Source organism: Marinomonas epiphytica (genome assembly GCF_054780655.1).
The window spans coordinates 1-805 of record NZ_BAAGVX010000005.1 but is presented as its reverse complement, the minus strand read 5'-3'; the positions used below and the strand labels follow the sequence as shown (position 1 = coordinate 805).

The following is an 805-nucleotide window of genomic DNA, read 5'->3' as shown; positions in this document are numbered from 1 at the left end:
GGTATTCGGAGTTTGCATGGGGTTGGTAAGTCGGGATGACCCCCTAGCCCAAACAGTGCTCTACCCCCAATGGTGAGATACGAGGCGCTACCTAAATAGCTTTCGAGGAGAACCAGCTATCTCCGAGCTTGATTAGCCTTTCACTCCTATCCACAAGTCATCCCCGGACTTTTCAACGTACGTGGGTTCGGTCCTCCAGTTAGTGTTACCCAACCTTCAACCTGCTCATGGATAGATCGCCCGGTTTCGGGTCTATTCCCAGCAACTACACGCCCTATTAAGACTCGGTTTCCCTACGGCTCCACTATTCGCTTAACCTTGCTACTGAAAATAAGTCGTTGACCCATTATACAAAAGGTACGCAGTCACGGAACAAGTCCGCTCCCACTGCTTGTACGTACACGGTTTCAGGATCTATTTCACTCCCCTCACAGGGGTTCTTTTCGCCTTTCCCTCACGGTACTGGTTCACTATCGGTCAGTCAGGAGTATTTAGCCTTGGAGGATGGTCCCCCCATGTTCAAACAGGATAACACGTGTCCCGTCTTACTCGATTTCATTGATAAGGCGTTTTCGTATACGAGGCTATCACTCTCTACGGCGGTACTTTCCAGAACCTTCTACTAACACCAAATCAACTTAAGGGCTAATCCCCGTTCGCTCGCCGCTACTGAGGGAATCTCAATTGATTTCTTTTCCTAAGGGTACTTAGATGTTTCAGTTCCCCTCGTTCGCCTCGTTAAGCTATGTATTCACTTAACGATACCCGCAAGCGGGTGGGTTTCCCCATTCGGACATCTCGGGAT

General features: G+C 49.4%; 1 rRNA gene. It reads right to left on the bottom strand.

Going from position 1 to position 805, the window contains the following annotated elements:
• Positions 1-805 (bottom strand): 23S ribosomal RNA (locus ACYVGZ_RS02870); the annotation flags it as partial.